The 7,461-nt window shown below is 66.1% G+C and carries 5 protein-coding genes; all 5 read left to right on the plus strand.

What is annotated here, in order from left to right; genetic code table 11:
• The first annotated feature begins 139 nt into the window (after window positions 1-139).
• The 5 genes from paoA to paoC (ASE90_RS17000) are packed head-to-tail and all read left to right on the plus strand — an operon-like array spanning window position 140 to window position 6,789.
• On the plus strand, window positions 140-778 hold the full coding sequence (gene paoA / locus ASE90_RS16980; protein ID WP_056003582.1) for an aldehyde dehydrogenase iron-sulfur subunit PaoA: 639 nt from the start codon (window positions 140-142) through the stop codon (window positions 776-778).
• Complete coding sequence (locus ASE90_RS16985; protein ID WP_055758870.1) at window positions 775-1,725, plus strand: FAD binding domain-containing protein; 951 nt, start codon at window positions 775-777, stop codon at window positions 1,723-1,725. The genes paoA and ASE90_RS16985 overlap by 4 nt, the downstream gene beginning before the upstream one ends.
• 4 nt (window positions 1,726-1,729) lie before the next feature.
• Window positions 1,730-3,937, plus strand: coding sequence for an aldehyde oxidoreductase molybdenum-binding subunit PaoC (gene paoC / locus ASE90_RS16990; protein WP_055758867.1), 2,208 nt, complete (start codon window positions 1,730-1,732; stop codon window positions 3,935-3,937).
• Window positions 3,938-3,973: 36 nt separating this feature from the next.
• Window positions 3,974-4,582, plus strand: coding sequence for a cysteine hydrolase family protein (locus ASE90_RS16995; protein WP_055758864.1), 609 nt, complete (start codon window positions 3,974-3,976; stop codon window positions 4,580-4,582).
• Window positions 4,579-6,789 carry an aldehyde oxidoreductase molybdenum-binding subunit PaoC gene (paoC, locus tag ASE90_RS17000; protein WP_055758862.1) on the plus strand — a complete coding sequence of 737 codons (2,211 nt, stop codon included), beginning with the start codon at window positions 4,579-4,581 and terminating at the stop codon, window positions 6,787-6,789. The genes ASE90_RS16995 and paoC (ASE90_RS17000) overlap by 4 nt, the downstream gene beginning before the upstream one ends.
• Window positions 6,790-7,461 lie beyond the last annotated feature (672 nt).

The following is a 7,461-nucleotide window of genomic DNA, read 5'->3' on the forward strand; positions in this document are numbered from 1 at the left end:
GGTGAGCAGCACTCATCACCTCGTTGAATATTGCGCACGCACTACAGCGGCGGTTGACGCGTTAAGATGGTCCCACGGCAATGACGCGGATCGAAATTCTATCGCAGGTGCCCGTTGGGGCGAAAGGAGCGCAAAATCCATGCCCCACACATCAGAAATTGAACTTTCACGACGCGGTCTGCTAGCTGGCAGCGCGGCGACTGCCGTGGTCGTCGCTTCACCGGGAAGCGCGCTCGCCGCATCACCGCCCCAGCCGCAGGTCTCTCCGACCTTGCCCGTGCGATTCGTGGTCAACGGTGAAAAGCGGGAAATGGATCTTGATCCGCGCACGACCCTGCTCGACGCGCTGCGCGAGCATCTGCAGCTGACGGGCACCAAGAAGGGCTGCGATCATGGCCAGTGCGGTGCCTGCACCGTGATGGTCGATGGCGTGCGCATCAATTCCTGCCTGAGCCTGGCGGTCATGCACGACGGCAACGAGATCACTACGATCGAGGGCCTGGGCAAACCGGACAAGCTGCATCCGATGCAGGCGGCCTTCATCAAGCACGACGGCTACCAGTGCGGCTATTGCACCCCCGGCCAGATCTGCTCCGCCGTTGCGGTGCTCGACGAGATCAAGCGCGGCGTGCCTAGTCACGTACAGCGTGACCTGAATGCGAAGCCGACCGCGACGAACATCGAGATGCGCGAGCGGATGAGCGGTAACATCTGTCGCTGCGGAGCCTATTCCAACATCGCCGATGCGATGGCCGAAGTCGCGGGAGCAGACGCATGAGGGCCTTCACCTACGAACGCGCCAAGGATGCCGGGGCGGCGGCCCTCGCAGTTGCAGGCAATCCGACCGCCAAGTTCATCGCGGGCGGGACAAACCTGCTCGACCTGATGAAGATCGAGGTGGAGACGCCAACGCATCTGGTCGACGTGCAGGATCTCGGCTTCGACAAGATCGAGGCGACCGCTGACGGCGGTCTCCGCATCGGCGCACTGGTGACCAATACCAATCTCGCCGCCGACGAGCGCATCCGCCGCGACTACGGCGTTCTGACCCGCGCGATCGTCGCGGGCGCCTCGGGCCAGTTGCGCAACAAGGCGTCGACCGCGGGCAATTTGCTCCAGCGGACACGCTGCCCCTATTTCTACGACACCAACATGGCGTGCAACAAGCGTAAGCCGGGTTCGGGATGCGCCGCGATCGGCGGCTATTCGCGCCAGTTGGGCGTGATCGGCGTCAGCGACAGCTGCATCGCGACGTTCCCGGGCGACATGGCAGTGGCGATGCGCGTGCTCGACGCGGTGATCGAGACGGTCGACGCGACCGGCCAGCGCCGCTCGATCCCGATCGCCGACTTCCATCGGCTGTGGGGCAACACGCCCCAGCAGGATACCGTGCTGAAGCAGGGCGAGCTGATCACCGCAGTGACCCTGCCCCGACCGATTGGCGGCAAGCATTTCTACGAGAAGGTACGCGACCGCGCGTCCTACGCCTATGCGCTGGTATCGGTCGCGGCGGTGATTCAGGCCGACGGCACCGGGCGTGTCGCGTTCGGCGGCGTGGCGCCGAAGCCGTGGCGTGTCGAGGCGGCGGATGCGTTGCTGCCACGCGGTGCCGCCGCCGTGACCGCGCGCGCGTTCCAGGGCGCGACGCCGACCAAGGACAATGCGTTCAAGCTGCCGCTTGCCACCCGCGCGCTTGCCTCGGTCCTCGCCGAAGCGAAGGCATAGGCTCATGAAGTTCGAAACACCCGCCGCCGCCAACCCGATCGACCGGATGAGGGTCGTCGGACGTGCGCAGACCCGGATCGACGGTCCGCTCAAGACCACCGGTCTGGCACCCTACGCCTATGAACGTCACGGCGAGATCGAGAACGCCGCGTACGGTTATGTCGTCGGTGCCGCCGTCGCCAAGGGACGCATCAACGCGATTGACACGGCCACCGCCAAGGCTGCGCCCGGCGTGATTGCGATCGTGACGGCGGCCGACGTGGGCAAGCTTGGCAAGGGCAAGTACAACACCGTCAAGTTGCTGGCCGGACCCGATGTCGATCATTATCATCAGGCGGTCGCGGTCGTGGTCGCCGAGACGTTCGAACAGGCGCGCGCAGCGGCCGGCCTCGTCCGCGTCGATTATGCCCGCGGGAAGGGCCGATTCGACCTCGACGCCGCATTGAAGACGGCCCCGCTGACCGATGCGGAGAAGCCCGGCAAGGGCGAAGACCGGGTCGGCACGTTCGAGACGACCTTCGCATCAGCGCCGGTCAAGCTCGATGCCGAATACACCACGCCGGATCACAGCCATGCGATGATGGAGCCGTTCGCATCGATCGCCGCGTGGAACGGCGACGCGCTGACGGTGTGGACGTCGAACCAGATGATCGACTGGGGCCGCACCGATCTCGCCACCACGTTGAACATGTCGAAGGACAAGGTGACGTTTCTGTCGCCCTATGTCGGTGGCGGTTTTGGCGGGAAACTGTTCCTGCGCAGCGATGCGGTGCTGGCGGCGCTTGGCGCGAAGGCTGCCGGTCGCCCGGTGAAGGTTGCGATGAGCCGGCCGTTCATGGCCAACAACACGACGCATCGCCCCGCCACGCGCCAGCGCATCCGCATCGGTGCGACCCGGGACGGGACGATCACCGCGATCGCGCATGAAAGCGGTTCGGGGGATCAGCCGAACGGCGGTCCCGAAGCCGCGGTGCTGCAGACGCAGCTGCTCTATGCGGGTGCCAATCGGCTGACGTCGATGCGGCTTGCCGTGCTCGACCTGCCCGAGGGCAATGCGATGCGCGCGCCGGGTGAGGCCCCGGGCCTGATGGCGCTGGAAGTTGCGATGGACGAGATGGCCGAGAAGCTCCGCATGGATCCGATCGCCTTTCGCGTAAAGAACGACACGCAGGTAGACCCCAAGGACCCCAAGCGGCGTTTCTCGCAGCGCCAGCTCGTCCGCTGTCTGACCGAAGGCGCGCAGCAGTTCGGCTGGTCGCGTCGCAATGCGAAGCCGGCACAGGTCCGCGACGGTAAGTGGCTGATCGGCATGGGTGTCGCCTCCGCCTTCCGCAATCACATGAACATGCCATCGGGCGCGCGCGTCCGGTTGGGCCGGGACGGCGTCGTCACGGTCGAGACCGACATGACCGACATCGGCACCGGCAGCTACACGATTATCGCGCAGACCGCCGCGGAGATGATGGGCGTGCCGCTCGACTCGGTCGTCGTGAAACTCGGCAGTTCCGCCTTTCCGGTTTCCGCCGGATCGGGCGGCCAGTTCGGTGCGGCCAATGCGACCGCGGGCGTCTATGCCGCCTGCGTCAAGCTGCGCGAGGCCGTCGCCCAGCGGTTCGGTTATAATTCGGCCGATGCGGTGTTCGAGGGCGGCAAGGTAACCAGCGGCAACCGGTCCGCAGACCTGAGTCGCGCCGCCGCCGCAGGGGAACTGGTGGCCGAGGACAAGATCGAGTTCGGCACGCTCGACAAGACATGGCAGTTGTCTACGTTCGGCGCGCATTTCGTCGAGGTCGGCGTGGACATGTACACCGGCGCGACCCGGCTGCGCCGGATGCTGGCGGTGTGCGCCGCAGGGCGGATCATCAATCCGCAGACGGCGCGCAGCCAGGTGATCGGCGCGATGACGATGGGCGTCGGGTCGGCGCTAATGGAGGAACTGGCGGTCGACAGGCGCTTCGGCTTCTTCGTCAACCACGATCTCGCCAGCTACGAGGTGCCGGTCCATGCCGACATCCCGCACCAGGAGGTGATCTTCCTCGATGAGGCCGACGACAAGGCCAATCCGATGAAGGCCAAGGGTATCGGCGAACTCGGCCTGTGCGGCGTCGGCGCGGCGGTCGCCAATGCCATGTACAACGCGACCGGCGTGCGCCTGCGCGATTATCCGCTGACCCTCGACAAGCATCTCGACCGGTTGCCGGCGGTGGCGTGAGCCACCTTCGGAACGGGCCAAATGGGAGAATGCAAGATGACACCCGAAAAGACCGCCCTCTTGCTGATCGAGTATCAGAACGACTTCGTGAGCGAAGGCGGCGCCCAGCATGATGCGGTGAAGGCGGTGATGGCCGACACCGACATGCTGGCGCACAGCCGCGCGGTCGCAACCGCCGCCCGCGATCGCGGCGTCACCGTGATGCACGCGCCGATCGGTTTTGCCGATGGCTATCCCGAGATCCCCGCCGACGCTTACGGCATCCTCGCCGGGATCGTGCAGGCGCAGGCGTTCCGCAAGGGCAGCTGGGGTGCGGAGATCGCCGCCGCGATGGCCCCCGTCGACGGCGACATCGTGATCGAGGGCAAACGCGGCCTTGACTGCTTCGCCAGCACCAACATCGACTTCATCCTGCGCCAGCGCGGCATCACCGATCTGGCGATCGCCGGTTTCCTGACCAACTGCTGCGTCGAATCGACGATGCGCTCCGCCTATGAGCGCGGGTTCCGCGTCGTGACGCTGACCGATTGCACCGCCACGCTGAGCGCGGAGGAACAGGCGGCGTCGGTGACGAAAACCTTCCCGATGTTCTCCCGCCCGCTGACGCACGACGCCTTCCTGGCCGAACTGGAGACGACGCCATGAAGTTCGACACCCCCGCCGACACGACGCCGATCGACCGGCTGGACGTGGTCGGCCGAGCCCATCCGCGCGTGGAAGGGCCGCTCAAGACAACCGGCACCGCGCGCTACGCCGCCGAGCATCACGATGCCGCGCCCGATGCGGCCTATGGCTATATCTTGGGCGCGGCGATCGCGAAGGGTCGGATCACCGCGATCGACACCGCCGCCGCCCGCGCCGCACCCGGCGTCCGTGCGGTCGTCACGCACGAGAATGCCGGCCCCGTCGGCGTCGGCAAGTTCTACGTGCAGCGCGTCCTGGCGGGGCCGATGGTCGATCATTATCACCAGGCGGTGGCCGTCGTCGTCGCCGACACGTTCGAACAGGCACGCGCCGCCGCCGCATTGGTCCGCGTCGATTACGCGCGGGCCAAGGGCCAGTTCGATCTCGTCGCGCAGAAGCCATCGGCCCCGATCGCGGCGCAGGAGCCGTTCGGCGGCGCGTCCGAGGTTTCGGTCGGTGCCTTCGCCGCCGCGTTCGCGGATGCTCCGGTCAGGGTGGACGAAACCTACGCCGTTCCCGATCAGGCCCATGCGATGATGGAGCCGCACGCCACCATCGCGCGCTGGGACGGCGACCGGCTGACCTGCTGGACCGCGATCCAGTCGATGGACTGGGGATGCCGCGACCTTGGCCTCATCATCGGGACGCCGAGGGACAAGATCCGCCTCCACTCCGCCTTCATCGGTGGCGGCTTCGGCGGCAAAGGCACGACGCAGAGCGATCTCGCGCTCGCCGCGATCGCGGCGCGGGTGACGGGCCGTCCCGTAAAGGTGGTGCTGCAACGCACGATCATGTTCAACAACACCATTCATCGCCCCAGGACGATTCAGCGAGTCCGGCTGGGCGCGGCGAAGGACGGGCGGCTGCTCGCCATCGGCCACGACTGCTGGTCCGGCAATCTGCCCGGCGGCCGGACCGAGCCGTGCACGCTTCCCACCCGGCTGATGTACGCGGGCGAGAACCGCCTGCTGCGCCGTTATCTCGCGACGCTCGACCTGGCGGAGGGCAATGCGATGCGCGCGCCGGGCGAGGCGCCGGGGATGATGGCGCTGGAAGTGGCGATGGACGAGCTGGCAGAAAAGCTGGGCATGGACCCCGTCGCGCTGCGCATCGCCAACGACACCCAGGTCGACCCCGAAAAGCCCGAGCGCCGCTTCTCGACCAGGCCGTTCATCCAGTGCCTGACCGAAGGCGCGGAAAAGTTTGGTTGGGGCGCGCGGCAGGTGAAGCCGGGCAGTCGGCGCGACGGCAAGTGGCTGATCGGCATGGGCATGGCGAGTGCAATCCGCGGTGCGCCGATTATGAAGGCGGGCGCACGCGTGCGGCTCGGCAAGGACGGCCACGTCACGGTCGAAACCGACATGACCGACATCGGCCAGGGCAGCTACACGATCGTGGCTCAGACCGCCGCCGAGATGATGGGCGTACCGCTCGACCGCGTCACCGCGAGGCTGGGCGATTCCACGTTCCCGGTCACCCCCGGTTCGGGCGGTCAGGCGGGCGCGGCATCGGCGACCGCGGGGGTCTATGCCGCCTGCGCGAAACTGCGCGCGCTGGTCGCGCAGCGGCTGGGCTTCAACACCGCGGACGTGACGTTCGCGGACGGGCAGGTCGTCTCGGCGGGCCGGTCAGTGCCGCTGGCCGACGCCGCGAGGGACGGCGACATCGTCGCCGAGGACGCGATGGAATATGGCGATCTCGCCAGTCGCTATGCACAGCAGACCGTCGGCGCGCATTTTGCCGAGGTCGCGGTGGACGCCTATACCGGCATCGTCCGTGTCCGGCGGATGCTGGCGGTCTGCGCCGCCGGACGTATCCTGAACCCCATGACCGCGCGTAGCCAGGTGGTCGGCGGCATGACGATGGGAATCGGTGCCGCGCTGATGGAGGAGATGGCGGTCGACACCCGCTTCGGCTTCTTCGTCAATCACGACCTCGCCGGCTACGAAGTGCCCGTCCACGCCGACGTCCCGCACCTGGACGCGCATTTCATCGAAGAGGTCGATGCAACGATGTCGCCGATCAAGGCGAAGGGCGTTGGCGAACTCGGATTGTCGGGCGTGGCGCCCGCGATTGCCAACGCCGTCTACAACGCGACCGGCGTGCGGGTTCGTGACTATCCGGTAACGCTGGAGAAGCACCTCGATGGGCTCCCAGAGATAGCTTAGCGCCTATCGCATTCTGTCGCGATTATCGGCTGAAAGAGATAATAGGATCGTCAGTATCGCTCGGCGCCTTTTTGCGCGACGATCAGCCTCTCGGATCGCCTCGATTTACGCGAGATTCTTAAACAGACGCTACAGGCGCGACACATCGATCCGGCGAAACCGGCGCAACGTTAGGCAGCAAGGGGACCGTCGCGCTCCCCGGTACGCCGATGAAGGCGTTCGCATGGATCGTCATTGTCTGCACTGCAGCGGCAACACCATGCCTGCTTTCGCGAAGTGAACCACAGACCCGGTAGCGCGTAGCGGCGATTTCAAAGGCCCAGACGGTGAAAGCGCCTTTGCCGATCTCACACAGCGGCGGCGTGCTCGCTGCGGCAACCGTGCGCGCAGTTCTCAGACAGTCCTCTATGGGGTCTCACGAAACCGAGCATTTGCGCGGTTTTAGTTAGTGGTGCCCTTTAGACGACAAAGATGGGCACTCAAATTATTGGATAATTTCGCTGCCCCGCGGGTGAGAGGGACGGTTTACCGAGGTCAACACGTATCGTCTTCCAGGCGGTGGCGATTGACCCATGTGTGGACGGCCCTCCGTTGGCAAGTACGACATTCGCCTAGCATTGCTGGTTGGTGCGGCCATGTGTCCGACCTGTTGGTGCGACATGTAGCCGCTGA

It is taken from the genome of Sphingomonas sp. Leaf67 (assembly GCF_001421965.1).
Taxonomy (GTDB): Bacteria; Pseudomonadota; Alphaproteobacteria; order Sphingomonadales; family Sphingomonadaceae; genus Sphingomonas.

Excerpts from the sequence above, each read along its gene's own strand:
- ASE90_RS16995 (WP_055758864.1), top strand. The coding sequence starts at position 3,974 with ATGACACCCGAAAAGACCGCCCTCTTGCTGATCGAGTATCAGAACGAC.
- paoC (WP_055758867.1), top strand. The coding sequence starts at position 1,730 with ATGAAGTTCGAAACACCCGCCGCCGCCAACCCGATCGACCGGATGAGG.
- paoA (WP_056003582.1), top strand. The coding sequence starts at position 140 with ATGCCCCACACATCAGAAATTGAACTTTCACGACGCGGTCTGCTAGCT.
- paoC (WP_055758862.1), top strand. The coding sequence starts at position 4,579 with ATGAAGTTCGACACCCCCGCCGACACGACGCCGATCGACCGGCTGGAC.
- ASE90_RS16985 (WP_055758870.1), top strand. The coding sequence starts at position 775 with ATGAGGGCCTTCACCTACGAACGCGCCAAGGATGCCGGGGCGGCGGCC.